The sequence below is a fragment of the Bacillus sp. FJAT-26390 genome (genome assembly GCF_001682865.1).
Classification (GTDB): Bacteria; Bacillota; Bacilli; order Paenibacillales; family Paenibacillaceae; genus Pristimantibacillus.
Map to the genome: position 1 here is coordinate 19144 of NZ_MAQX01000002.1, position 23404 is coordinate 42547.

General features: G+C 47.4%; 23 protein-coding genes. 4 read left to right on the plus strand and 19 right to left on the minus strand.

Annotated features, from left to right (window positions below; translation table 11 throughout):
* Nucleotides 1-195: 195 nt before the first annotated feature.
* From A7975_RS08460 to fur, 4 genes are all read right to left on the minus strand, one after another.
* A complete protein-coding gene (locus A7975_RS08460; RefSeq protein WP_065384892.1) occupies nucleotides 196-2634 on the minus strand; it encodes a bifunctional diguanylate cyclase/phosphodiesterase in 2439 nt (812 codons plus the stop codon).
* A 176-nt stretch (nucleotides 2635-2810) separates the two neighbouring features.
* A complete protein-coding gene (locus A7975_RS08465; protein ID WP_065384893.1) occupies nucleotides 2811-3284 on the minus strand; it encodes a hypothetical protein in 474 nt (157 codons plus the stop codon).
* Nucleotides 3285-3306: 22 nt separating this feature from the next.
* The gene (locus A7975_RS08470) at nucleotides 3307-4506 is read right to left on the minus strand and encodes a GTP-binding protein (protein ID WP_065384894.1); all 1200 of its coding nucleotides are present in this window, start codon (nucleotides 4504-4506) and stop codon (nucleotides 3307-3309) included.
* A 375-nt stretch (nucleotides 4507-4881) separates the two neighbouring features.
* Complete coding sequence (gene fur / locus A7975_RS08475) at nucleotides 4882-5361, minus strand: ferric iron uptake transcriptional regulator (protein WP_053374479.1); 480 nt, start codon at nucleotides 5359-5361, stop codon at nucleotides 4882-4884.
* A gap of 229 nt (nucleotides 5362-5590) precedes the next feature.
* Between fur and A7975_RS08480 the strand changes: the two genes are divergently transcribed.
* Nucleotides 5591-5839 (plus strand): type B 50S ribosomal protein L31, encoded by a 249-nt coding sequence (locus tag A7975_RS08480; RefSeq protein WP_053377646.1) that lies wholly within the window; start codon nucleotides 5591-5593, stop codon nucleotides 5837-5839.
* An 86-nt stretch (nucleotides 5840-5925) separates the two neighbouring features.
* On the opposite strand, the gene A7975_RS08485 is transcribed toward A7975_RS08480, so the two are convergent.
* From A7975_RS08485 to A7975_RS08530, 10 genes are all read right to left on the minus strand, one after another.
* Nucleotides 5926-6708, minus strand: coding sequence for an SDR family NAD(P)-dependent oxidoreductase (locus tag A7975_RS08485; protein WP_065384895.1), 783 nt, complete (start codon nucleotides 6706-6708; stop codon nucleotides 5926-5928).
* A 31-nt stretch (nucleotides 6709-6739) separates the two neighbouring features.
* Nucleotides 6740-7150 (minus strand): DUF4265 domain-containing protein, encoded by a 411-nt coding sequence (locus A7975_RS08490; protein WP_053374477.1) that lies wholly within the window; start codon nucleotides 7148-7150, stop codon nucleotides 6740-6742.
* A gap of 37 nt (nucleotides 7151-7187) precedes the next feature.
* Nucleotides 7188-7484, minus strand: coding sequence for an antibiotic biosynthesis monooxygenase family protein (locus tag A7975_RS08495; protein ID WP_065384896.1), 297 nt, complete (start codon nucleotides 7482-7484; stop codon nucleotides 7188-7190).
* 163 nt (nucleotides 7485-7647) lie between these two features.
* Nucleotides 7648-8781: an efflux RND transporter periplasmic adaptor subunit gene (locus tag A7975_RS08500; protein WP_255314234.1), complete on the minus strand. Its 1134-nt coding sequence runs from the start codon at nucleotides 8779-8781 to the stop codon at nucleotides 7648-7650.
* Between the two features lie 17 nt (nucleotides 8782-8798).
* The gene (locus A7975_RS08505) at nucleotides 8799-9677 is read right to left on the minus strand and encodes a carbohydrate ABC transporter permease (RefSeq protein WP_065384898.1); all 879 of its coding nucleotides are present in this window, start codon (nucleotides 9675-9677) and stop codon (nucleotides 8799-8801) included.
* Between the two features lie 17 nt (nucleotides 9678-9694).
* Nucleotides 9695-10576 carry a carbohydrate ABC transporter permease gene (locus A7975_RS08510; protein ID WP_065384899.1) on the minus strand — a complete coding sequence of 294 codons (882 nt, stop codon included), beginning with the start codon at nucleotides 10574-10576 and terminating at the stop codon, nucleotides 9695-9697.
* On the minus strand, nucleotides 10569-11945 hold the full coding sequence (locus tag A7975_RS08515) for an ABC transporter substrate-binding protein (protein WP_065384900.1): 1377 nt from the start codon (nucleotides 11943-11945) through the stop codon (nucleotides 10569-10571). The genes A7975_RS08510 and A7975_RS08515 overlap by 8 nt, the downstream gene beginning before the upstream one ends.
* 200 nt (nucleotides 11946-12145) lie before the next feature.
* Complete coding sequence (locus tag A7975_RS08520; RefSeq protein ID WP_065384901.1) at nucleotides 12146-13264, minus strand: hypothetical protein; 1119 nt, start codon at nucleotides 13262-13264, stop codon at nucleotides 12146-12148.
* Nucleotides 13261-14718, minus strand: a complete 1458-nt coding sequence (locus A7975_RS08525) for a sensor histidine kinase (protein ID WP_065384902.1) — start codon at nucleotides 14716-14718, stop codon at nucleotides 13261-13263. The genes A7975_RS08520 and A7975_RS08525 overlap by 4 nt, the downstream gene beginning before the upstream one ends.
* Nucleotide 14719: 1 nt before the next feature.
* Complete coding sequence (locus tag A7975_RS08530) at nucleotides 14720-15418, minus strand: response regulator transcription factor (protein WP_065384903.1); 699 nt, start codon at nucleotides 15416-15418, stop codon at nucleotides 14720-14722.
* Nucleotides 15419-15598: 180 nt separating this feature from the next.
* Here A7975_RS08530 and A7975_RS08535 point away from each other — a divergent pair, with 180 nt between their 5' ends.
* Nucleotides 15599-15946, plus strand: coding sequence for a hypothetical protein (locus A7975_RS08535; RefSeq protein WP_053374469.1), 348 nt, complete (start codon nucleotides 15599-15601; stop codon nucleotides 15944-15946).
* 106 nt (nucleotides 15947-16052) lie between these two features.
* On the opposite strand, the gene A7975_RS08540 is transcribed toward A7975_RS08535, so the two are convergent.
* The 4 genes from A7975_RS08540 to A7975_RS08555 all read right to left on the minus strand — a co-directional run bounded on the left by A7975_RS08540 (nucleotide 16053) and on the right by A7975_RS08555 (nucleotide 19861).
* Entirely contained in the window at nucleotides 16053-18161 is a 2109-nt protein-coding gene (locus A7975_RS08540) for a transglycosylase domain-containing protein (RefSeq protein WP_065384904.1), read from the minus strand.
* Nucleotides 18162-18338: 177 nt separating this feature from the next.
* Entirely contained in the window at nucleotides 18339-18572 is a 234-nt protein-coding gene (locus tag A7975_RS08545) for a hypothetical protein (RefSeq protein WP_053374467.1), read from the minus strand.
* A 230-nt stretch (nucleotides 18573-18802) separates the two neighbouring features.
* Nucleotides 18803-19315: a GyrI-like domain-containing protein gene (locus tag A7975_RS08550; protein WP_065384905.1), complete on the minus strand. Its 513-nt coding sequence runs from the start codon at nucleotides 19313-19315 to the stop codon at nucleotides 18803-18805.
* Between the two features lie 33 nt (nucleotides 19316-19348).
* Nucleotides 19349-19861 (minus strand): GyrI-like domain-containing protein, encoded by a 513-nt coding sequence (locus tag A7975_RS08555; RefSeq protein ID WP_065384906.1) that lies wholly within the window; start codon nucleotides 19859-19861, stop codon nucleotides 19349-19351.
* 220 nt (nucleotides 19862-20081) lie between these two features.
* Here A7975_RS08555 and A7975_RS32925 point away from each other — a divergent pair.
* Nucleotides 20082-21637 (plus strand): IS3 family transposase gene (locus A7975_RS32925; protein ID WP_141680177.1). Its coding sequence is split into 2 segments (ribosomal slippage): nucleotides 20082-20712 and nucleotides 20712-21637, totalling 1557 coding nucleotides; the frame shifts between segments, so codons are not numbered across the junction.
* 70 nt (nucleotides 21638-21707) lie between these two features.
* Here the strand turns inward: A7975_RS32925 and A7975_RS08570 are convergent.
* Nucleotides 21708-22775, minus strand: a complete 1068-nt coding sequence (locus tag A7975_RS08570) for an LLM class flavin-dependent oxidoreductase (protein WP_255314221.1) — start codon at nucleotides 22773-22775, stop codon at nucleotides 21708-21710.
* A gap of 149 nt (nucleotides 22776-22924) precedes the next feature.
* Here A7975_RS08570 and A7975_RS08575 point away from each other — a divergent pair, with 149 nt between their 5' ends.
* Nucleotides 22925-23344, plus strand: coding sequence for a GNAT family N-acetyltransferase (locus A7975_RS08575; protein ID WP_065384907.1), 420 nt, complete (start codon nucleotides 22925-22927; stop codon nucleotides 23342-23344).
* Nucleotides 23345-23404: the final 60 nt, after the last annotated feature.

Consider the following 23404-nt stretch of genomic DNA (forward strand, 5'->3'; position numbering starts at 1 on the left):
CAATCTATCACATATAGCAAAAAAATGATTTAATATAACAGACTGCTATTCAAAACTATGGATAACTCTCTTACAAAAAATACATTAACATAAAATGTATATATTTACATCAGACTTTCTGTCTAACAAAAAAAAGAACATTCAAATGTGAATGCTCTCTTTTAAACTTCTATTTCATCTCTATCTACTATAGGATTAAACATTTACAGTTCGCCGGGGTACAAAAAAGGCTTCCTCCACATCATTTGCGGGCAAAGGCTTGCTGAAATAATAGCCCTGAATCTTTCCGCATTCATTATCCGTTAAAATATCAAGCTGGTCCTTCGTCTCAATGCCCTCCGCAATGACTTCCATATTCAAATGCTGCGCCATCGCAATAATCGTCGCTACAATCGCTTTATCATCATTGTTCTCGGTAATATCCCGGATAAAGGAGCGATCAATTTTCACCTTATGAATCGGGAACATTTTCAAGTAGCTTAGGGAGCTGTATCCTGTACCAAAATCATCCAAGCTGATCTTTATGCCATATTCGTTTAACTGGTTCAAAATTGAGCTTGAAACAGTGGCGTCCATCATCATGCTCTCCGTTATTTCCAGCTCCAAATATTGCGGCTCCAAACCCGTCTCCTCTAAAATAGCCATAATATACTCCGCGAGCTTTGGCTGATGGAACTGCTGCGAGGATAAGTTCACCGAAATCGGAATGAGCGGCCCTCCCTCTTCATGCCATTTGCGCATCTGCATGCAAGCCTCGCGCAGTACCCACGTTCCCATCTCGTAAATGAGCCCCGTTTCCTCCGCAAGCGGGATAAAGATGGCCGGAGACAGCAACCCTTTTGTTGGGTGCATCCAGCGCGCAAGCGCCTCAATTCCGATCATCGCATGATCCTCTGTCCGAATTTGCGGCTGGTAATGAAGCAGCAGCTCGCCGCGTTCGATCGCTTTTCTCAGATCGCTTTCCAATTCGATTTTTTCCTGCAAAATTTGATCAAGCTCGTTAGTGAAAAACTGATAGCCGTTTTTCCCTCTTTTTTTAACCTCATACATCGCCGTATCGGCATTTTTCAGCAGCTGCACGGCATCTTGTCCATCGCCCGGAAAAAGTGCAATGCCTATGCTCGCTGATACATAAAAATCGCTGTCCTTCAGTCTATAAGGAGCTTGAATGAAGCTGATAATTTGATTCGCGAGCGACTTGATCGTCTCCTGCGAGTCGTAATCGCGGCATAGCAGCGTAAACTCATCGCCGCCCATACGTGCGAGGACGACGTTATGCCCTGCTGCCGATTGCTGAATCCGCATGCTGACTTCTTTCAGAAACTGATCGCCGATGGTGTGGCCTAACGAATCGTTGATCATTTTGAAACGGTCGATATCAAGCACCATAACGGCAAACGGTGATTTGCTTATGCTGCTTACTTCCATCGCTTGAGCAATGGCTTGATTGAACATGCGCCGATTCGGCAAGCCCGTAAGCTCGTCGTGGAATGCCAAATGCCTTATTTTCTGCTTCGCTTTTATTTCTTCCGTTATATCTTTAAAAATAATGTAGCTTCCGACTACGGTGCCATCCACTACTACGGGAACATTCGAGACGCTTAGCTCAACCCTGACGCCGCTCCTTCGGATAATGGCAGTCTCGTGGCTTGTCGTTTCGCCTTGGAAGGCTTTGTGGAACATCTGCTTTACCTGTTCCTGATCTTCGCTGACAATAATGGAGCTCAGTGAAGATATGAATTGCTGATTGACCTCTTTGGCGCTGTAGCCCGTTATTTCCAAGGCAACAGAGTTAAAACCGATGACGCGCTGCTGCAAATCGACGGAAACGATGCCGTCCTGACTGTTTTCATATAAGGACTTGTACCATTTTTCGTTTTGCTCGATCTCAAGATCCTTGATGGCAATCCGCTTTGAAATATAGATGCCGAACAATGATAAGCCAAGCGTTAAAAATATGCCGACTGCAATAAAATACGCGAGCCATTTTTGATCCAAAATGACGCCGTAAAAAAGAGCAGACTTGCTGCTGTTGTGAAAATTCGCCGCTGCCATGCCTGTATAATGCATACCGACAATCGCAGCGCCCATTATCGCTCCGCTGCCGAGCTTCATCCAAAACTCCCCGCGCTGCCCGCCTTTGCGGAAATAAAACGCCAGCCATAATGCGGCAACAGAGGCGCCAAATGCAATAAGTATAGATAAAACAAAAATAACCGGATTATATGTAATATGGATGAGTATGGCCGCCATTCCGACATAATGCATGATCGAAATGCCGGTAGCAAGCAATAAGCCGCCGCCTAGCAGTTGAATGCCGGTCAGCTCTCTGCCGCCGACGACGTACAGTGCAATAAATGAAGCAACGATAGCCGCAATGACGGATAACAGCACGATGATCAAATCATATTTGATAACTATGGGCAGGTTAAAGGCAAGCATGCCGACAAAATGCATCGACCAAATTCCCATCCCCATCGCTACCGCACCAAAAAACAGCCAGCCGAGTCGCGTTTTCCCCTTGGAGGTGCTAACTCTTCCAGCTAAATCAAGTGCCGTATACGAAGCCATCACCGCAATAATATATGAGAAAAATACTAATATACTATCGTACGAACCGTGAATATGCTCCATTTCATCCCCTCTATTCTATGTAAAATGACTATAAGTCAGAGCATTCTTCCATTATACATGATTGTTTTGAAATTAATTTGAAAAATATATGTTATAGTTTAGTTTTATAAGCGGTTTCCGCAATAAAAAAGAGCTGCTCCAAGGTTTTCGGCCTAGGGCAGCTCTTTTTATATGAATCAGACTCTATGTTGCTCTTCAAAAGCTTCTGCGCAGCGCTGCATCAGGAAGCAAAACGACCGGTTATGGCCGATAAAAAACGAGGAAAGATCATACCGTCCGCGCGCCGGCTCAAAAATAACCAAAAGGCGATGCCTCATGAACTTAATCGCAAAATGAACAAATGGCTCCAACTGCTCCGATGCCTGGAACGTAATATAAGCATATAAAGAATGTTCAAGCGGATCATCCAGCATGCTTACTCCAGCGCATGAAAACTCTGTCGGGATATCCAAGAGGCTCAGCTTCGCCAGCGCAGGATACAATTCAGCATCAACCGCATTCGATCCAAGCATCAAAGTAGCCTTGTCCCGCTTTTTCCGCTTATCCCGCTCAGCCCAATCGTTCAGCTCCAGTGTCCTCCGCTTCCATAGCGAATCCGCCTGTCTGCTGAGCACTAGCTCCTGATCCTCGTTTGCCGTGAAACTTTGCATCGTCTTCATCCCTTCTGCGCCCTTAAGAAAAGTCCGGAATCGGATCATTCAGCTCACGCCAATTGCCCGCCATTTCCTCTGGCGTAAGCAGCGCCGAATCGAGCGAGCGCATTATTTCATCCCTGTCCATATCGACACCGATAAATACAAGCTTCGTTACGCGATCTCCCCACTTGTCGTCCCAATCCGCCGTTTTCTCATATTCGCCGCCAAAATACGCAAACCGTTCTTCCTCGGACAATGCGGCTACCCATAAGCCCGCTGGCGAAAGCTGCCTCGATACGCCCGCTTGGCTGAACGTGACCGCCATATTATTGCGCGTTGCGATCCACATCAGCCCCTTCGAGCGAACGATTGTTTTGGGCCACTTCGCCATCCATTTCAACAAACGTTCTGGATGAAAAGGCATTTTCCGCTTATAGACAAAAGAAGCGATGCCATATTCCTCGGTTTCCGGCGTATGCTCCTCCTTCTGAAGCTCCTTTATCCATCCTGCCGATTGGCTTGCCTCTTCAAAATCAAATAGATGCGTGTTCAAAATATCGCTAGCTTTCACGCCGCCATTGCTAGCTCTTACGATCCGCGCTCTTGGCTGGAGTCCGCGCAGCGTCCTTTCAAGCTTCTCCAGCTCTTCTCCGCTAACCAAGTCGCATTTGTTCATAACGAGCACGTCGCAAAATTCCACCTGCTCGATCATAAGATGAACCACGCCCCGCGTATCTCCTTCTCCCGCCTCCTGCGATCGATCAAGCAGCGTTTCCCTCGTATGGTAATCGCTCCAGAAATTAAGCGCGTCAACGACGGTCACCATCGTATCAAGCCTAGTCAGCCTGGATAAATCGATTGCCTGCTCCTCATCCACGTAGGTAAAGGTTTGAGCAACCGGAATCGGCTCGCCGATCCCCGTTGACTCAATTAATATATAATCAAAGCGCTTCTCCAGCGCCAGACGCTCTACCTCTTGCAGCAAATCATCCCGCAGCGTACAGCAAATGCAGCCGTTGGACATCTCCACGAGCTTCTCTTCCGTCTGGCTAAGACCGCCTCCGTCACGGATAAGATCCGCGTCAATGTTCACCTCTCCTAAATCATTGACAATAACGGCCACTCTAAGTCCTTCTCGATTGTTCAATACATGGTTCAAAATCGTCGTTTTGCCCGCTCCCAGATAACCGCTTAATACCGTGACCGGTATTTTTGCATCCGCTGTTTGGTTTGCCATTTCAGTATGCACCTCTTTACTCCATTTGTATTGGTGGGTCTGCCATCAGTTCCTTAGTATGTAATCATTACGATTAACGAACGGCGTGCATGTACTCGAATAAACTAACTAAACGTCCGCGTTCAAATGTGGACTATATTCCGCAAGCGAATATTGATTATGCCCGCAAATCGCTAGCCATTAGCGAACTTTTTCCCTGTGAAAGAAGGTTATTGCTCGTTTGGTTCGCTTGTCGTTTAAACGTAATAATTACGATTTGAGTATAACAGAACATTTCCGCTTTGCAAACACCAGCCTTAACTATCATCATCAATAAGAAAAGAGCCTCTCCGCAGCAGTGGAAAGACTCCTCATGTTTACACATCGACGCAGCTATTATGAAACGGCTTTTCGTGTCCGTTTGCACTCGCCTTTATCGCATGTTTTGTATGTCCCTGTAAAATCGAGCCGATGGTCCGTTACCTTAAAGCCAAACTCCCGTTCAATCCGCTGCTCGATCTCAAGCAGCCAATCTTCTTTAATTTCCTTGAGCGAGCCGCATTCCTCGCATATAAGATGATGATGCATATGCTCATGCCCTTCTTCACGAAGGTCATAACGGGCTACGCCATCTCCAAAATTCATTTTCTCAACGACATGCAGCTCAGCAAGCAGCTCAAGCGTCCGATAAACCGTAGCTAAACCAATTTCGGAGTAGGTTTGCTTTACGAGCATGAAGACGCCTTCTGCGCTCAGATGATCCATTTCGTTCTCAAGCAGGACTCGTAGTATGATCTCACGCTGCGTAGTCAGTTTGTATCCGTTCGCCATCAAATGCCGATTGATTCGGTCCATTTCTGCCTTGATGTTTATCATGCAGGGATACCTCCTTTTATTAAAAAGCCTGCATATAAAGAGCATTTCAATTATGCAAGGGCTTACTTTTAGAATGATTATAATTTAATGGTAGTATACTTTTTCGAAATTAGCAAATACCATATTTTAATACGACATTTCATTAGGCGCCTTGACATTGATAACGATTATCGATATGCTTAGCCTACAGTTTTTCGTAAGTATTACTAATAAAGGACAGGTGAATATAATGAAGGACGGAATACATCCGGTATACCATCAGGTTTTGTTTTTTGATGTGAGCAGCGGCTACAAATTTCTAACAGGCTCCACCAAGTCGTCCAATGAGAAAATGGAATGGGAGGATGGCAACAGCTATCCCGTGATCCGCGTAGATACAAGCTCCGCATCGCATCCGTTCTATACGGGCAAACAACGCAATACGGACAAAGGCGGACGCGTTGACCGCTTTAACCAGCGTATTCAACAGAAGAAGTAAGCCAATAGCCGCAAAAGCTCCTGACAGATTACCGTGTATGACACGGCATGCTGCCAGGAGCTTTTCTTGCCTAACTATTCAGCGGCTTACAGTACGGCTGATAGGCCTCCGTCAATATTAACGGATGTGCCTGTCACGAAGGATGCCGCATCGGATACGAGGAAGCCAATAACGTTAGCCGCTTCCTTGGCATCGCCGATCCGTCCAAGCGGTATGCCATGGCGCTTGTCGCTTGCGAACTCATCCCAGCTTAGCTCCGGCGCCTTAGCCTGCCACATGCGCTCGATCTGAGCGCTGCGGATTAGGCCGATGCATACCGCATTAACGCGTATCCGGTCAGCAGCCAAATCCTTGCTCATCGCCTTGGTAAGCGCTAGACCTGCTGCACGGCTAACAGACGTCGGCAGCGAGGAAGCGCCTGGCGTTTTCCCTCCGATTGCCGTTACGTTAACGATAGCTCCGCCGCCTGATTCCCGCATATGAGGCAGCACAGCGCGTGAGAATTGAGCAGCGCCAAGCAGCTTCAAATCAAGATCTGCCGTCCAAGCCTCAGCCCCTACCTGCTCGAATGGACGGGCTGCCGACGTTCCTGCATTGTTAACGAGAATGTTGACGCGTCCAAAGTGCGCTGCCGTCAAAGCAACCGCTCGATCTGCATCTTCCGGCTTTGATACATCGGCGCTAATCACTAACGCTTCTTTGCCTGTTTGTTCCTTGATTTGCTCCGCTGCCACGCGCAGCGATTCGATCTCCCTAGCGACAATCGCTACTTCAGCGCCTTCCGCGGCCAGCAGCAATGCCGTTGCCAGTCCAATCCCTTTGCTTCCGCCCGTAATGACCGCTACCTTGCCTTTTACCCCTAGCTCCATCTTATTCTTCGCCTCCGCTTCGCTCGTTTGCTTATTTTTGAACCATCTTTATAACCCTCTGCACCTCGTCGTTAATATCGACTTTCGTATTCGTTGGCAGGTTTACGATAAAGATGCCTCCGAACACTTGCTGGCTTTTGCCTTCCCAATCCCGGATCTTATTTTTTAATATTTTCAGCTCCAAGGAGTAAATCACTTCTTTGCTTAAGAGCCAGTTATGTCTGGTAAACTTGGATTTTTCAATCGTTTCCATATAAATGGAGACATCGTTGTTTGTTTTTACACGAATAACATCGCCGTATGCGACCTTCTCCGTAAAAACAGGGTTTTCTTCTATTCTATAAATATGTTCATCCAATTGAATGACATCTAATACTTCAACCTCACGACCAACACCATCGAAGCAGAGATGCAATGGTATAAAATCTTGAATGCTATTCACCCTCTATGACTAGTTTCAATTACATGTTTGGAGCTTGCTAGCTCAGATCCACGGCCTCGTAGTGCTCTACGGTAGGGAACGGATCGTAGAAATGGTGAAGCAGGCTTTTCCACTCCAAATACGCATCTGATCCCCGGAAACCTTCCGTATGAGCCTGGAGCGTCTCCCATTTCACTAACAATATGTATTTCTGATCTTCTTCTATACATTTCTGAAGCTCATGGCTGATATAACCGTTCATGCTGGAAATGATCGCCTGTGCTTTCTTGAAATTACGTTCGAACTCGTCTGCTAATCCTGCTTTAACCTGTAAGACAGCAACCTCTAGAATCATAGGAACAACCCCTTCGTTTAAATCTAGCATATACGAATTGCCAAAAAAACACCATAAGCGATCCCGTAATGAACTCATCAAACCCTTTTCTAAATTATACAGCAAAAAAAACAAGCCGCATCCGGGCTTGTTTCTATACGCGATTCACCTAGAACGGTCTAGATCACTGCCGAATCCGCTCTCCATCCATAAGCGGTTCGCTGCTTTCTGTGATCACCTGCTCCTTGTCGAACAAACCTTCGCTCACTGCCGTTGTATGCTCATTCGCATTCAAAATCGTAATCGGCCTGCGAACGGCATAAAAAGCATTGCCAAGCGGTCCTTGCCTGGTTTCTATCGTATAAACATAGGTGCCTGTATGATCCTTGCGAATAGCCGTGCTAGCGATTAGCAGCGTATCCTCGCTCCCTTTTTTGGCTATATTCACCCGCACGCTCTCGCCCCCTTTAACCGTCTTATCTTGAACGGTAACGACGATGCGTGTTGCAGGCTCATCTGTGCCCGCTGTCCCTTGCGGTAACAGGCTGCCGGAATTCCCCGGATCGCTGTCTTCCATTAAAGAAATATTGCCTTGAATAACACGGTTTTTTTTCTCCAGCAATTGTGCCTCCATCCCCTCGCCAATCGTAAACATAGCAGCGATGCTTGCAGCAATTTTCAGCTCGAATTGATACCCCTTGCTGCTGTTGGACAGGCGAATATCCGCTCCCCCTGCGGCCATTCCCTCCATCGCCTTGATATCCGTTATGATGCCAGCAAAGGGGGCGACGAGCTCCTGATTGGACAATAGCTTTTTTTGTGCCGCTTGAATATGCTTCTTTTGGATGTCCCGATCGATTTTGGCAGCTTCCAAGGCGGCTTTAGCTTGAAGAAGCGCGGCGTAGTCCTCTTTGTGAGCCGCTTCGATATATTCATTCTCGAGCAGGCTCATCGACAGCTCCAGCTTCTGGAGCGCCGCCTGCTCGTCTTCAATCTGCTGCTTCGCTTCGGTGCTGTCGTACGTAATAAGCGACTGGCCTTTTTGCACATTTTCCCCTTTGCCCACAAGCACCTTCGTGACCTTCCAGCCAGCAGGGTTAGTTAGCTCCACCTCTTGCACGGGCTTGATTACCGCACTTCCTTTATAGAAATAATCCAGCGACCCTTTGGCAGCCTCCCCCGTTATCACTTTAGGCAGCGTTAGCGCAAACAGCGTGTTGCCTAACAACGTAAAAGCAACAAGAATGAGCGTAAACAAGCCGCCTATAAGTCTGAGCTTCCGCTTGCGGGCGCTTATGTTATGTTCCATCGTTTCCACTTCCAAAACAATCACTCCTACCCCTTGATCCCCGATTGCTGGATCCCTGCTACAAAATAAGATTCCGCGTACAAAAACAGCAGCACCATCGGCGTCATATAAAGCACAGAGGCAGCAAAACCAACGCCGCGCGCCTCTTGATTAATATAAGCCAAATAAAGCGATAACGGCTGCTTGAACGGATCCTGCAGAAAAATAAGCGGCTGCTCTACCATATTCCAGTAATCGACGAACAACAGCACCATCAATGAAGCTAGGCCCGGCTTAACGAGCGGCATAATAATCCGCGTAAAAATAACAGCATGTCCGGCACCGTCCATTTGCGCGGCTTCCATATAGGAATAAGGAATATGCGCCATGAATTGCCGCAGCATAAACACCCCGAATGCACTGAAGATGCCCGGCAAAATAATAGCAGATGCCGTATTCATTAAACCAAGCTTCTCTACGATCATATAATTCGGGACAAGCGTCACTTGAAAGGGCATGAGCATCGTCATCAAATAGATGAGAAACAGCTTATCACGGCCTTTAAAGCGCAGTTTGGCAAATGCATACGCCGCTAGAGCCGCCACGAGCGCCTGCCCCGCGATGATCGGTACGACCAATCCCGCCGAATTCCAAAATAGCTTCAGAAACATCGGATTTTTATACAGCACCTGTGCATATTGATCAAACGAAAACCAATCCGGAAGCAGCTTCAGGTTAACAAAAGCAGCCTTCTCTCCCGCAGCGGCATCCGTCATTTTTCCAATTAAATGATAATTCAAGCCGATCTCGCTCTCCGTCATGATCGAGTTCGTAAACGTAAGCACAATCGGCAATACAGCTATGGCCGCCAACATCACTAAGATGAGTGTTATTGCCAGCCTTGATACCCGTCCAGACTTCTCCATCATTTCCTCCAAAGCGTTTATTCCAAAAATGATCGAAACCGGCGCTCTACCGCAAACAGCAGCATGACCAAAATAACGATGCAGCCGACCATAAGCGTTGCCGCTGATGTCAGCTTCTGCATATCAAGCGAAAAAAACATATTATTCATATAGTGCTGCATCATGTAGATACGGTCATACGGATAATCTCCGGCCAGCAAATAGGACTCCCGGAATACTTTAAACGAATTTACGATCGAAATCAGAATGACAAAAAACATCGTAGACGTTAAATACACAAGCGTGACATGAAAAAGCTGGCGTACCTTGCCCGCTCCTTCGATTCGTGCCGTCTCGTAATAGGATTGCGGTATCGATTGCAGTCCCGCCAGAAATAAAATCATGTTGTACCCCATGTTCTTCCAAATGTACATCATGACAAGCATGCCCATTGACCATTCCGATTGCAGCCAATCGATTCTGCCGCCGCCCAAGCCATTCAGCCACGCGTTCAAGCTGCCATTCCAGTCCATGAAAATTTGCCAAATCATGACGATAGAGGCGACGGGAATGACGAGCGGCAAAACAAAAGCGGTTTGCAGCCAGCTGCGAAAAAATAAACGCTGATTCAGCAAAAGAGCGAGGCTTAAGGAAATGGCGATAAGCAGCGGCACGCTAATGAGCGTAAAAAGCAGCGTATTCGACGCCGCTTTACGGAAGGAGCTGCTGCCAAGCAGCTCCTTGTAATTGTCGAAGCCAACGAAGGCGCCGCCAAGGGTTCGATCCGTAAAGGAATAAAACACTCCCATGCCAAACGGAAGCAAATAAAAGAGCATAAAACCAATTAAGCTGGGCAGCAAAAACAGCAGTGCGGCGATCCACTCCTTGCGCAGCAAGAAAGCGAAACGATTTCTACTCATTGAGATAGGTCGTTGCTTTATTTTGAACCAGCTTCGCGACCTCCTCCGCCGATTTTTGGCCGCTAAAGAACGCTTGCGACTCTTTGGTTATAATCTCATTAAGCTTCGTTGTTTTGAACGCGACAGCATGGACCGCGCCGTTTACGTAAGCTTCAAGCTGCTGAAGGATTTCATTGTCGACCTTAAACGTCATGCCCTGCAAAGGCCCTTCTTTATAGGCTTGAACTTCTCCCGCCGCTTGCAGCTGCTTGACCTGCTTTTCAAAGATGCTTTTACGGATCGGAATGCCTGCTGACTCAGGAGGGTGCTGCAGCTCTTCCGAAGTGAGAAATTTAATAAAATCCCAAGCTTCCGCTTTAACCGTTGATTTTGCATTAAGGCCTATCGTTTTATAGGTTCGGAAATAGCCCCCGGGCTCGGTAGACAACGCATTCGGCTTCGCATACAGCTTGGCATGCTCGGCAAATTCCCGAAGTGCAACTAAGTAATCCCATGATGAATTAATTTGGCTTTGCATGAAATAGGCTTTCTCGCGGCCATCGTCTGAAATCACTTCTTCGTCGAACATCTTTTTCACCTGCTGCATGAGATCGGTAAAGGCCTTCGTATCAAACTTTGCCTTTCGGCTTGCCTCATCCACGAACAGAGAGTAGTTGTCCGTAACCATTTGATCTAATAGATACTCCGCTTGGGAGGTGAATGCGTGCTTATATTCGCCTTTTTTGGCTAATTCCTTTGCAGTCTCGGCAAATTCATTCCATGTCCAGCTGCTGTCGTCTACTTTTACGCCCGCTTTTCCAATGGCATCCTCATCCCCCAAGAGCCCAAAAAGGAAGAACGAGAGCGGCATCCCGTAAAGCCCTTCGCCAGTCGTTGCATGATTCAGAACATTTACGAAAAAATCATCCTTACGGAACGATGAATCCTGTTCCATCATCTTATTCAGATCAACAAGCAGATTATTGTTTACATACTTGTCGATGGGCAGCAAATCCATTTCAATCAGATCGGCTCCCTTTCCGGCTAACATAGCCGTATTCGTAGTGGTGACGAATTTCTCGAGGGCAGCTTCTAAATTTTGGTCATCGGTCTCGATATATTCAAGCTTGATCTCGATATTCGGATGCTTGGCTTCATATTTCTTCTTCGCTTCCTTAAACCGCTCGTCCGGCCAAAAAGTCGAAAATACGATTGTCTTTTTACCGCCCGTCCCGGTCGCAGCTTCATTATCGCCCTTCTCTTCCCCCGTCACCGACCCGCCATTCGTTGATGTTTGCTCCTGCGGCGCATTGCTTGTCCCCTGGCTGCTGCAGGCAGAAAGAAACAGCAGGATCAGGCTGCACGCTATCCATAAACCTTTTATTTTCATATTCACTCACCTTTCTTCAATGGCCGTCATTCAGAACCGGCTCATTAAATGTATTGCAGGGATGTCACGACCAGTTGACTAACTTGTGTACAAAATGTCTCCAAATCTTTCCGTTTGTGTTGAGCAGCCCTTCCAATAAAAAAAACCGAAAGCATGTCGCCTTCTTCAAGGCACAGCTTTCGGGTTAATATCCCGCTTCGTTATTTGAATGTAATGACAAACGGCTGATTGTTTGCAGGACGTACTGCCGGTCTTGACTGCTGTGCATATGGCTTCCAGCCGTCGATCAAAAGCTTGCTGCTGTCCGGACTCCATGCCATTTGAGCAGGTACAAGCCCTTGATAAATAGACTTCACGTAGAGAATATTATTGCCTTGCAGCTTGCCGGCATAAATCATATCGCCCTTCGAGTAAGCAATATACCTTCTATCCTGAGAAACTTGGAAGCTGCCGACCTGCTTCAGCAATGTCGAGGCTGCCCCATTACGCCGGTCATATGCAAATAGGGATCCATCCGGGGCGACAAAAGCGATTTGGTCGTTAGTCAACCAGTCCACTGCACCATCATAGCTTATGGCATGTATGTAATGGGTGGCAAACTCGCTGTCCTTTAGAGAGCCAAATAAAACATCCGATTGCATCTCGTTTGTTTTGACGACCAATGCGCCAAGGCCGTCATCCGCTATTTTCACATACGAGATATAGTCCGTTCTCTGCCAGTTTGGGATAGCATACTGCTTTAAGCTTTTCTCGATTGCATCGTACACGTTGATCGTTACCTTTGCATCTTGCGTATGTTGAGTGACATACGAAAGGTAGCGGCTGTTGCTTGACCAAGTGGTGCTGCTGTTTAGATGCAAATGAGGAGCGAGCTGCTCGATCATGATTTGCTTTCGATCGGAAATTGAAACGAGCGACAGGGAAGCGGCCTCATCTCCTTCCTGAACGAATGAAGCGTAGCTGCCATCTGGCGATAAGCTGTCGATAGCGGCCGTTTTATCAAAATCCCAAAGCTTGGTCCTCTCATTATATGGATAATCCACTTTTTCAAAGCCTTTGGAACGGTCGCCTGCTCCGCCGTAGACGCCAAGGACGGCATCAATGCCCATCCAGCCGAGCCAATTGCCTTTATCCGCTTCATGAACAGGCAATCGGTAGATCGTTTTAACCGCTATCGCTTCATTTTTAGGATCGGACGCGATATTCTCTTCAAAATCAGGAATAATGATCGTTTCCGAGCGGGGTTTTGTCATGCAGCCAGATAAGAGGGCGCCTAATAAAACAAGCAAAATAAGCAGCGCAACGGGACGTTTGCTCATAGCGGCTCCCTCCTTTCCTGCGCGTAAGGCATATCGATAAATACAGTCGTTTGCTGATGCTCGCTCTCAATCCGAATAACGCCGTGATGCTCATTAACGATATTTTTGCAAATGCCTAGGCCCAGTCCGACGCTCTCTGCCTCATGCTGCTTATTGTCAGCCCGGTAGAACGGCTCGAAAATCCGCGACAAATACGCCTCAGAGATCGTCTCCCCTTTGTTGATGAAAGCAAACCGAACAAGCTGCTCCTCCCGCTTCGCTTCGACATGGATATCGGAATGGGCAAAGCTGTACTTAATGGCGTTATCGATCAGATTAATAAAAAGCTGCCTCAGCTTATCTCCATCCCCGTTGACAAAGAGCCCGTCCTCGGCATGGCAGTCTATTTTTTTGCTGTAGCGTTTGGCTTTTACCTGCATGGCTTCGCATACATCCCGAACAATTTGTCCGGCTTCAACTTGTTCAAAATCGTCCCTATTCATCGTTTGCTTCGACATCTCGAGCAGCGCAAGCACCATCCCATGCAGACGCTTGCTCTCATCGACGATATGATCCATCCCTTTGTTGAACAACGACTCGTCCCGCTCGCCTATCTCGCGAATCATCTCCGCATAACCAAGAATGGTTGTGAGCGGCGTTTTCAGCTCATGCGTAACGTTGTCGTAAAACTGCTTCCGCTCCACATTTACTTCCTCCAGCCGATCTCTATCCTTCTCGATTCTAGTAATTTGAGCTTTAATCTTCTCGATCATGCTGCTGAAATTGGCAGCCAGCTTTCCGATCTCATCCCTTCTTCGAAAGCCGATTCGGATATCCAGATTCCCGTTCATCACCTCGGTAGAAGCTTTGGTGAGCTGGATTAGAGGAATCGTAATATGTCTGGAGAGAATGTATGAGAATAGGAAAGCGACCGCAAAGATCGCCAGCGCAATATAAAAGATAATCGCCAGCGTATGGTCGCTTTGCTCATACAGCAGGGAGAAGTCTTTGGCAAAACGCAAAATGCCTACCTTCGTTCCGTCAATGACAACCGGATAAGAATAAAGAACAGAAGTATTGCCCGACGAATACGAAATCGTATAAGCCGTTTTGCCAAGCAGCGCTTGCTTCAAATCCTCGTCTGCGCCCGAGAAGGGCAGCTTATCGGATGCATATAGCATTTTCCCATCGACCGTATACGCGCTTACGCTGCTGCTGGTGGAGTGACGCAGATCCTGCACCATTTCCTCCGCCATTTGCCCGAAATAAAGCTGGTCATTCGTAAAATGGTTGATCAAAAAAGCCTGGCGAACATAGATGCTGCTGTTTTTTTTAAGCCCGATCAAATCCTCTGCAACAATTTTTTTATTGCTCGTTTCGATGCTTTGCGAGACCAGCTGATTAAGCAGCAGAAAGGAGATGCAAAAGATAAAGAAAAAGCCAACAATAAATTTGGCTCTAATCGTCCGGATCATTTTAGAGGTCCGCCTGTCTCTCGAATTTGTAGCCAATGCCGAACACGGTCGTGATCATATCGTTAAGATCCAGCTTCTTTCGCAAGCGCTGGATGTGCGTATCAATGGTTCTTGTATCGCCAAAATAATCATAGCCCCATACGAAGTCCAGCAGCTCCTCCCGGGTGAATATTTTGCCCCTATAGCTGTACAGCGTCATCAAGAGATCAAATTCCTTTGGCGTCAGCTCGACCATTTGTTTGTTTTTCTTGACTTGCCTCTCGCTTTTTGCCACTTCAATGTCCTTGAAACGAATGACATCCTCCAAGGTCTCATCCACCTGCCGGCTGGCTTGCATAAGACGCCGAAGAATCGTCCGAATTCTGGCAATGACCTCACGAAGGTCAAAGGGCTTCGTAATATAATCGTCCGCTCCAAATTCCAGCCCTAAAATTTTATCCTTAATATCGGATTTCGCAGTAAGCATCAGAATCGGAATATTGTGGGTAGCCGTTACCTTCTTGCATATATCAAGTCCGCTTTGATCAGGCAGCATCCAGTCTAGCAGTAGCAAATCCGGCTTGAAGCGCCCAACTTCTCTAAGCCCGTCTTCCCCCGTATGCGCCTTAACTGTCTCAAAGCCCTCATTACTCAGTCCATAGGCGAGCAAATCAGCAATGGCCACTTCGTCTTCTATAATTAAAATTTTGATTTTCTCCATAGGCTTGTCTCCAAATGCTCCCTTCACTTTCCCTCAATCATTATAGCCTATCATAGAAAATGGAGATGCCTCCCGTCAATAAAGCGGCGATCGGCGCTTCCGAGCCAGCTGTTTTTTTTCATAAAAGTGTTGGCTGATGGAAACATTATTTGTAGAGGACAAAATAAGCGGGAGGTCGCCTTGTACTATATTTACAGCTCTTCACTGCTTTTAACTGGCCTGTTCCTTGTAAATGCTGTGTTCTCTTATCAAAGCAAGCACATCGACCCGCATTTCTGGTCTACGCTAAAATTTCAGCTGCTTGCCTTGCCTTTGTTCCTTACGGCGAATCTTTGCATTGGCTATGGAATCAAACTCGGGTATAAAGCAGTTGGAAGCTTGGGGTATGTGCTGCTTGCTTCGAAGGGGCTCGAAATGTTCATTTCGCTGCTTATGGGGTTTATCTTCCTGCGGGAATCGCCAAGCTGGCGCACGTGGGCAGGCCTTGCCATCGTTCTAATCGGGTTTGTTGTAGCCAAAGGGAAATAGTGCTGCGCGGAGGGTTATAACAAGAGAGGTTAAGCTCCGAATGGCTCATCTTAGCCATTTGAAGCTTAACCCCCTTGTTCCCCTTTTTTAAAAACAGGATCGGTTTTTAATCGTTGCCATTTCTATTGTTGTCCCTGTTGTCACGCCTATTCTCTCTATCTTTGTCTTTATCCTTCTTTCGATCCTTTTCCCTTTCCTTCCGCTCCTTTTCCCGTTTTTTCCGTTCCTTCTTGTCTTCCTTTTCTGTTTTTCGATCACCATCTTTATTCCATTCCGATTTCGATTTATCTTCCTTGTCTTTGTCCTTATCCTTCTTTTTAGGCAGAATATCGGGAGCCTTAGGGAACGGAATGACCGGTTCATCCTTTAATGCCGCTGCGAAAACCGCTTGGAATACAACGGCCGCAGCCTTCGAGCTTGTCGATAAATAATGGCTGCTATCGCTCTGATCGTAGCCCAACCATACCGCGCCTACTAGCTGGGGCGTGTATCCGACAAACCAGTTATCCTTGGCCCCATAACCCGTCGTACCGAGCATTTGAGTCGTGCCTGACTTGCCCGCAAGCGGTCGGTTTTGGAGCTCCGCTGCAACTCCCGTCCCTTCCTTAATAACGCCTTCCAGCATTGCTGTCATCGTTCGTGCAACGGCAGAGTCCGTTACCTTCTCGCTGCCCGTGCTTTGCTCGAATGAAGCCAGCACTTCGCCGCCTGCCGATTCGATGCGCGTAATGGCATGCGCATGCTGGCGAATGCCGTCATTTGCGAATACGCCGAAGGCTTCGGCCATTTGCAGCGGCGATACACCGTCATGCAGGCCGCCAAGCGCAAGCCCCAGCGTACGGTCCTGCTCCGTTAATGGAATGCCGAAGCGCGCTGCGGCATCGGTGCCCTTGGCAATTCCGATCTCGTTCAGCAGCTTCACAGCCGGTATATTATACGAATGGATCAACGCTTCATAAAGCGATACTTTCCCATGGAAGGAGCCGTCTGCGTTCTTAGGCTCGTAGCCGTTAATGTTAATCGGCTCATCGACCAGCTCGTCGCTTGGCTTATAGCCAAGCTCTAGCGCAGGCGTGTAAACCGCTACTGGCTTGATCGTTGAGCCCGGCTGGCGCTTTAGCTGCGTAGCCCGGTTGAAGCCGCGAAACGGCTGCTCCCCTCTTCCGCCTACCAGCGCCCGAATGCCGCCATTGCGCGGATCAACGAGAACCGTGCCGCTTTGAATCAGCTGGTCTGCCGCACTGGCTGGAAACAGCGACTCATTCGCATATACCTTCTCCGCCGACTGCTGCATTTTTGTATCCAATTCCGTATAGATTCGCAGCCCGCCTTGCAGTACTTCATTTTCCGACAATCCATATTTCGCCATCGCCTCGCGAATGATCTGATCGACGTAATAAGGATAGCTGATGTCATCTACGCGGTTAGGCTTCGAGCTTAATAATTGGATAGGCTCTTGAACCGATTTGCTGTAACTATCCTCGCTAATCAACCCTTGCTCCTTCATGAGCTGAAGAACGACATTCCTTCGCTCAAGCGCCTTATCCTTATGCTTATACGGCGTTAGGGCGGAGGGCGCCTTTATAAGACCGGCAAGCAGAGCAGCCTCCGCTACTGTAAGCTGTCCCGGCTCCTTGCCGAAATACGTATTCGCCGCCCGATCGATTCCCCAAGCGCCTTCCCCATAATAAATCTGGTTCAGGTACATCGCTATAATTTCCTCTTTGCTGTAATTCTCCTCGATTTTCTTGGCGAGAAGCACCTCGTTCCACTTCCGTGACCAGGTCCGCTCTTGCGACAAAAAGACGTTTTTGGCGAGCTGCTGCGTAATCGTACTGCCGCCTTGCACCGTACCGCCTGACGCCATATTCGTCCAAAAAGCACGCCCGATCGCCCGCAGGTCCATGCCCTCGTGTTCAAAATATCGCCTGTCTTCTACGGCAACAACGGCATCCACCATCGATTTGGGAATATCCGAGTACCCGATTTCGTCTATTTTATTGAAGGAAATCCGGGTAGCCTCCGCTCCATTCTGATCATACAAAATCGTAGCCGCCGGCAGCGGCACCTCAAGCTGTCCAATATCCTGCACGCTGACAAAATACCGAAAAGCCGCCCAGCTCCCAACAATGGCGATAACGAGCAAAGCTGCCATGATGAGCAGCACTTGTTTAATCTTTATCTTTTTGATACGGAAAGCCTGCTTGTTCTTCATTCATTCTCCCCCATGCTCTTGCTTCTTGCTGCCTACAACATTCGTAAGTGGACTCCGTTTTTAGTACGTTGGACTCATTAACTGCTTAGATGCGCAAAAAAATGCCAGGAAACAGTCGCCTGCTCCCCAGCATCTTTTAGACCTATTTGGTGAATCGTAAACATCCACGCTATATGGTTATGCCTGCATTTCGGAATGATAAAGTCCCTCTTCGGCTTCCGACAAAAAAAGCGTAAAATCCTCCCGTTTGTTTAAAAACTGCTGATACTGCACCTGCGCGATCTCATCATCCGGATTCGTCTCCAAATAAATTTCCAGTTCCTCGATCGTTTGCTCAATCTCATACAATACGTCCCTGCTGCTATAGCTTTTCTCTTCGTTCATCTGCATTTGCGTCCATGCCTCGTTCAACTCATCTGCCTCCTGCTGCCCTATTCTATTGTTTTGCAATCATTATGGCAGACATGCAAAAATAGGGCTTCGTTAACTACTATATTCAGGACACCAATAAATAGAACCTCCACTTTCGGAAAATGGATGCTTCAGCCAGACCTATACCAACGCAAGCAAGGCTGTCAGTAGAACCGACAGCCTTGTACTGAGCATGAAAATGAATGACTTATCGCTGCAAGCTGCTGGCGTCAGCCTCCCGCTTTCTTGCGTACTGGATATAGCATCGTGAAATTGAATGTCTCGATGTCTCCATATGGGATCGTCAGCGCGTTGATTGGCTCCAGCGGAACGGTCTCCATACCGAGAGCGCTGGCATCCAGCTCGTAATCCTGAGACTGCTCCAGCCATCCGAACATCGCTTCATATACGCTCCACATATGATTTTCATCTCCATATACGCGTGCGCTCGCGCATAGGCCACCGCTTGACTCAAGCGTCTCCAACCCATCTGGCACATCGCCAAACTCGCTAACCGCTAGCCCGACCCATAGCGTATCCACTTCCTTGCCCCACTGCTCCTGCGGAATGAACACATAGACATGCGGCCCCGCAAGCAGCCTTGCGTCATCAAGCGGAAGCTGCTCCGTCAGCTTGCTCCACGCCACACGCGTTCCGCTTTTGTCTGGCGTCATGCATGTCCGCACCGCCAGCGCCTTAAATGGCGCAATATGAACGACTTCAATCGTAATCGTCTCTTGCATGATAGGAGGCTCCCTTCAACTCAACAGATCGTTTTAAGCTTTTGCGCGAATGGGGAAATACAAATCAATCTCGGAATTCGGATCATTTGGCTCCGTGTAACGCTGGTCATAAAACTCAAATTCATATTTGCCGGTATGGGTGCCTCCGTCGTATTCAAAGGAGCTGCTTGGCAGCCATTCTCCCCAGAAATGTTTGAAGCCATCGCTTATGCCGTCAAGCGGACCACGAAGAGTCAGCACGATATAACGTGCAGCGGGTACTTCGATACGCAGCATGCCTTCCGGGACCTCGCCGTCTTGATGGATTTGCACAGCCGCTGTGTAATCAAAAGGCGCTCCGGGCGGGTTGTCCGGATTTTGCAGCATAAGCCCAAAGCTGCGCCAGCCGAGCTGGCCTTGAACTTCTGGAATGCGCTTGCCGAATTCGCCCCACAGCTTGGCAATCTTATTCTCCGATGCAGGCAAAGACGAATCAAAATGGATCGTTTCCGTAACGCCAACGACGGTAAAGGCAGGTTTTTCAATGATTTTTGTTTCAATGATCATGATTGCTACATCGCTCCCTATCAATGTTGGTGTTTTTACTTTCATCTATGTGAGATGCCATTGAAGTCTAATATCTAACCGCTTGTTTCAAAATAATATTCATCTTTCTATATTATCATCGAAAGTAACCAAAAAAAAAAGCGCAGCCCGCATTGATATGCTCCCCCTACAGTAGACAGGTGAAATAATAAAACCTGATTACTGTAAGGGGAGCTTTTTCATGGCTAAAGGAAAATATAATGCACTAGAGAAACTTACGATTCTCGAAGAAGTGTCAAATGGGGAAATTGGTTTTTTAGCTGCGACTAAGAAGTATGAGATCAACAAAACAACGTTGATGAAATGGCAGCGTCGCTACAAGCTGTATGGCTATGAAGGACTGGAGCACCGTACACATAATCGAAGTTATAGTGCAGAACTTAAGCTCCAAGCGGTGAAAGATTACCTTGAGGGTGTATGGTCTAAGTACCAGATCATCGATAAATATAAGATTGCAAGTACAACCCAGCTCTCCAACTGGATTAAGAAGTATAATAGTCATAGCAGCTTAAAAGCCTATAAAGGGGAAACAAAAGCTATGACAAAGGGTCGCTCTACGACGTGGCAGGAACGGATAGAAATTGTCCAATATTGTATGACTAATCAGCATGACTACCAAAAGACAGCGGGACAATTTCAGGTCTCCTACCAGCAAGTATACCAATGGGTGAAGAAGTTCGAGGATCGCGGTCAGGATGCATTAAAAGATGGCCGTGGAAGAAAGAAAGCCCCGGAAGAGCTAACGGAAGCCGAACAACAGAAACTTAAGATGAAGCAGATGGAGTACGAAATGGAGCGCCTTCGGGCGGAAAATGCATTCTTAAAAAAGTTAGAGGAACTCGAAAGAAGGCGACGCTAAGTCAAGTAAGACAGGAGACAACCTACCTTGCTATTCAAGCGCTTCAACAGGAGGCATCAATGTGTATTCAGCTTCTCTGTGAAGTTGCTGGAATTGCACGCTCAAGCTATTACAAGTGGTTAAATCGCACACCTAGTTCTCGTGAATTAGAGAATGAACAGTTGATATCGTTGATGATAAACATCTATGAGAAAGTAGAACGTACCTTTGGATACCGTCAATTAACCTTACATGTGCGTAAACAAACTGGGAAAAAGCTCAACCATAAGCGTATATACCGGCTAATGAAACTAAAAGGTATGCAGTCCGTCATCCGCAGGAAGAAAACGAAATATGTACGCTCCACTCCACAGCAAGTGGCTGAAAACCTGTTAAACCGTGAATTTCAAGCCACTGAACCAAATGAGAAGTGGGTGACGGATGTGACCGAATTCAAATATGGACATGGTCAGAAAGCGTATTTGAGCGCTATTCTAGATCTCCATGATAAAGCCGTCGTCTCCTATGTATTGGGGCATTCAAATAACAATCCGCTAGTATTCCAGACTTTAAAGCAAGCCCTACAAGCAGCTCCAGGAAGCAAACCCATGCTTCACAGCGATCGTGGATTTCAATACACCTCACTGGACTTCAAGAAGTTATTGGACCAAAACGAGTTGTCTCAGAGCATGTCCCGAGTTGGTCGTTGCATCGATAACGGACCAATGGAATCTTTCTGGGGAACTCTAAAATGTGAGAAGTATTATTTACACACGTACGAAACCTTTGCGGACCTTAAGAGAGACATCGAAGCCTACATCTATTTTTACAATAACGAACGATTACAAGCAAAATTAAACGGCCTCAGTCCTATGGAATTCAGGAGTAAGGCCGCTTAACTGTTTTTATTATTTGTACTGTCTACTTGACGGGGTGCTGTTCACATGCGGCTGCACTTTTCTTATTCAACTATTGAGAATTTCGGGCAAGCTCCTTACGTACGATTGGCGCTACCTTGGTACCGAGCAGCTCAATTGCGCGGAGCACCTCACGATGCGGCATCGTGCCGACATTCACATGCAGGAAGAACCGCGTTATGCCTAAGTTTTTGCGCAGCAATAAAATTTTTTCCGCGACATATTCAGGATCTCCGACATATAGAGCGCCCCGAAGGCTGCGAGCGGAATCAAAAGCAGCACGGTCATAATGCTGTCTCCAGCCGCGCTCGCGCCCGATGACATTCATCTGGGCCTGCGTTGGCGGGAAAAATAGATCGGCAGCCCGTTCCGTTGTTTCGCCAACAAATCCGTGCGAATGCGTCGCGATTTCCAGCTTGCTAGGATCATGTCCGGCACGTATTGCAGCTTCCTTATAGAGATCAACTAACGGAGCGAAGCTCTCAGGCATTCCGCCAATAATCGCGAACGCGATAGGAAGTCCCAGCATACCTGCCCGTACTGCGGACTGCGCATTCCCGCCGCTTGCGATCCAGACCGGCAGCGGGCTTTGAACGGACCTTGGATAAACCGCAAGGTTATCGATTGCCGGACGGTGTCCGCCGCGCCAAGTTACTTTCTCCGATGCTCTAATCGCAAGGAGCAGCTCCAGCTTTTCGTCAAATAACTCTTCATAATCATCTAGGCTATATCCGAAGAGCGGAAAGGATTCAATAAACGAACCTCTGCCCGCCATAATTTCAGCTCGTCCGTTAGAGATGCCGTCAAGCGTAGAGAAAGCCTGATATACGCGAACCGGATCATCTGAAGACAGCACGGTGACGGCGCTCGTAAGCCGAATCCGCTTCGTCATGGCAGCCGCAGCTGCCAGCACAACAGCAGGCGAGGTGCCTGCATAATCCGCTCGATGATGCTCCCCAATGCCATAAACATCCAAACCTGCCTGATCGGCAAGTACGATCTCTTCCACCGCATGCCGCAGCCGTTCAGCATGGCTGATGACCTCGCCCGTTACCGGGTCCGGCGTAGTCTCCAAAAACGTACTGATTCCTATCTCCATCTTAGTTGCCAAATCGGTCATTTCAACTCTCCCCCTTCATTACCTATAGTTTACTCATTTTTTTATGGTTTCTCAACTTTAGTAAGCAAATTATTGCATTGGCATTCTTAATCCATGTCAATTAAAATAGAAGATGATAAGCTTCAGCTTGAGAAAGAGAGTGTAGAAATTTGAAAATTAGAGCAGCAACTGAAACCGACTATCCTGCATTAAGGCACATCTTTCTTGAATCACGCCGCAAGAGCTTTGTATGGGCGAATAATAAAGAAATGGCTTTAGAAGACTTTGATAGGCAGACTATTGAAGAGTATATTATTTTAGCAGAAGAAGATGGTCACATGCTCGGCTTTGCTTCTTTGTACTTGCCTGAAAATTTTATTCACCATTTATTCGTTCATCCCCAGTTTGCACGTAAGGGCGCTGGCAGTAAGCTGCTTCAAGCCGCCATTGCAAAAATGAATAAACCAATGACGCTAAAATGTGTTTCTCAAAATCAAATCGCGATGCAATTTTATGAGAAACATGGTTGGAAAAAAGCCGTTGAAGAAGGCAGTCCCGAAGAAAAATATTGGGTTATGGTATATGAATGAATCATTTTACTATGGACCAGCTTATATGCTCATCGTCTCTCCCTATCTCTTTGAAGCCCA

Excerpts from the sequence above, each read along its gene's own strand:
- A7975_RS08470 (WP_065384894.1), bottom strand. The coding sequence starts at position 4,506 with ATGGCAAACCAAACAGCGGATGCAAAAATACCGGTCACGGTATTAAGC.
- A7975_RS08520 (WP_065384901.1), bottom strand. The coding sequence starts at position 13,264 with ATGAGCAAACGTCCCGTTGCGCTGCTTATTTTGCTTGTTTTATTAGGC.
- A7975_RS08510 (WP_065384899.1), bottom strand. The coding sequence starts at position 10,576 with ATGAGTAGAAATCGTTTCGCTTTCTTGCTGCGCAAGGAGTGGATCGCC.
- A7975_RS08465 (WP_065384893.1), bottom strand. The coding sequence starts at position 3,284 with ATGCAAAGTTTCACGGCAAACGAGGATCAGGAGCTAGTGCTCAGCAGA.
- A7975_RS08485 (WP_065384895.1), bottom strand. The coding sequence starts at position 6,708 with ATGGAGCTAGGGGTAAAAGGCAAGGTAGCGGTCATTACGGGCGGAAGC.
- fur (WP_053374479.1), bottom strand. The coding sequence starts at position 5,361 with ATGATAAACATCAAGGCAGAAATGGACCGAATCAATCGGCATTTGATG.
- A7975_RS08495 (WP_065384896.1), bottom strand. The coding sequence starts at position 7,484 with ATGATTCTAGAGGTTGCTGTCTTACAGGTTAAAGCAGGATTAGCAGAC.
- A7975_RS08480 (WP_053377646.1), top strand. The coding sequence starts at position 5,591 with ATGAAGGACGGAATACATCCGGTATACCATCAGGTTTTGTTTTTTGAT.
- A7975_RS08515 (WP_065384900.1), bottom strand. The coding sequence starts at position 11,945 with ATGAAAATAAAAGGTTTATGGATAGCGTGCAGCCTGATCCTGCTGTTT.
- A7975_RS08530 (WP_065384903.1), bottom strand. The coding sequence starts at position 15,418 with ATGGAGAAAATCAAAATTTTAATTATAGAAGACGAAGTGGCCATTGCT.
- A7975_RS08460 (WP_065384892.1), bottom strand. The coding sequence starts at position 2,634 with ATGGAGCATATTCACGGTTCGTACGATAGTATATTAGTATTTTTCTCA.
- A7975_RS08525 (WP_065384902.1), bottom strand. The coding sequence starts at position 14,718 with ATGATCCGGACGATTAGAGCCAAATTTATTGTTGGCTTTTTCTTTATC.
- A7975_RS08555 (WP_065384906.1), bottom strand. The coding sequence starts at position 19,861 with ATGATCATTGAAACAAAAATCATTGAAAAACCTGCCTTTACCGTCGTT.
- A7975_RS08550 (WP_065384905.1), bottom strand. The coding sequence starts at position 19,315 with ATGCAAGAGACGATTACGATTGAAGTCGTTCATATTGCGCCATTTAAG.
- A7975_RS08540 (WP_065384904.1), bottom strand. The coding sequence starts at position 18,161 with ATGAAGAACAAGCAGGCTTTCCGTATCAAAAAGATAAAGATTAAACAA.
- A7975_RS08505 (WP_065384898.1), bottom strand. The coding sequence starts at position 9,677 with ATGGAGAAGTCTGGACGGGTATCAAGGCTGGCAATAACACTCATCTTA.
- A7975_RS08570 (WP_255314221.1), bottom strand. The coding sequence starts at position 22,775 with ATGACCGATTTGGCAACTAAGATGGAGATAGGAATCAGTACGTTTTTG.